Source organism: Streptomyces alanosinicus (genome assembly GCF_014650595.1).
GTDB lineage: Bacteria > Actinomycetota > Actinomycetes > Streptomycetales > Streptomycetaceae > Streptomyces > Streptomyces alanosinicus.
On the sequence record NZ_BMVG01000131.1, the window covers coordinates 1 to 1,542 of the forward strand.

1 protein-coding gene is annotated in these 1,542 nt (G+C 72.8%); it reads right to left on the bottom strand.

Going from position 1 to position 1,542, the window contains the following annotated elements; all coding sequences use genetic code 11:
• Positions 1 to 1,542, bottom strand: a 1,542-nt coding sequence (locus IE277_RS46610; RefSeq protein ID WP_189960184.1) for a polyketide synthase dehydratase domain-containing protein, incomplete at both ends; no start/stop codon positions are given.

Sequence of the window (1,542 nt, forward strand, 5' to 3'; positions counted from 1 at the left end):
CCGATCTCATGCAGCGACTCCTGCCGACCACCCGACAACTGCTCCTGAGACACCGGACGCGAGATCAGGGAGCCGACCGTCAGGACGGGAGCGCCCGTGGCGTCGGCCACGGTGACGGTCACCGTGTTCGGGCCCGACGGGACGATGGCGACCCGGAGCGTGGCCGCGCCGGCGGCGTGCAGGCTGACGTCGTTCCAGGAGAACGGCAGGACGGTGGACTCGTCGGTGCTGGAGCCGTCGTCGATCAGCGCCACGTGCATGGCGGCGTCGAGCAGCGCGGGGTGGATCCCGAACTCGGCCGCGTCGGCGTGCGCCTGCTCAGGGAGAGCGACCTCCGCGTACAGGGAGTCGCCGGAGGACCAGGCGGCCTTGAGGCCCTGGAAGACGGGGCCGTAGTGGTAGCCGCGGTCGAGCAGCAGGGCGTAGGCGCCCTCGACGGCGGTCGGCGTGGCGCCGGGCGGCGGCCACGCGGTCAGGTCGGCGGCCGGGATGGCGCCCTCCGGTGCGAGGGTGCCTTCGGCGTGCCGGGTCCATTCGGCGTCGTCGGCGTGCTCGGGGCGCGAGTGGATGGTCACGGAACGGCGGCCTGCCGCGTCCGGGGCGCCCACCCACACCTGTACGGCGACGCCGCCGCGCTCGGGCAGGACGAGCGGCGCGTGCAGGGTCAGTTCCTCGACCCGCTCGCAGCCCGCGTGGTCGCCCGCGCGGACCGCTAGTTCGACGAAGCCGGTGCCGGGGAACAGGATCGTGCCGAGGACGTCGTGGTCGGCCAGCCAGGGCTGGGTGTCGACCGACAGCCGTCCGGTGAGCACGACCTCGCCGGAGTCGGCGGAGACGATGGCCGCGCCGAGCAGAGGGTGCCCGACGGCCTCCAGACCGGCCGAGACCGGTCCCGCGCCGGAGGCCTCGGTGGGCTCCACCCAGTACCGCTCGTGCTGGAAGGCGTAGGTCGGCAGATCGGTCCAGCGTTCGCCGGCGGCGCCGAAATAGGCCGCCCAGTCGACCGGCACACCCTGCGTATGCGCCCGGCCCACCGCCGCGACGAACTCGCGCGCCTCCGGGCGCTTGCGTCGAAGCGCCGGGACGAAGGCCGTGCCTTCGACCTCGCCCAGCGTCTGAGCGCCGAGCGCGGTGAGAATCGCGTCAGGGCCCAGCTCCAGGAAGGTCTCGACGCCTCGGTCGTGGAGGTGGGTGACGGTGTCGGCGAAGCGGACGGCTTCGCGGAGGTGCCGGGTCCAGTAGTCCGGAGTACCCCACTCGTCCGTGATCTCGCCGTGCACGCCGGAGACCACCGGGATGGACGGGGTGTTGTAGGTGACGGTCTCCGCCACCGCGCGGAAGTCGGCGAGGGCGGGGTCCATCAGCGGGGAGTGGAAGGCGTGCGAGACCCGCAGCCGGGTCGTCTTACGACCTTGGCCCGCGAAGTCCGCCGCGATCGCGTCGACGTCCGCCTCGACACCCGAAATCACCACGGAGGACGGCGAGTTGATGGCTGCGATGCCGACGGTCTCGGTCAGGTGCGGGAGGAGTTCCTCCTCCGTG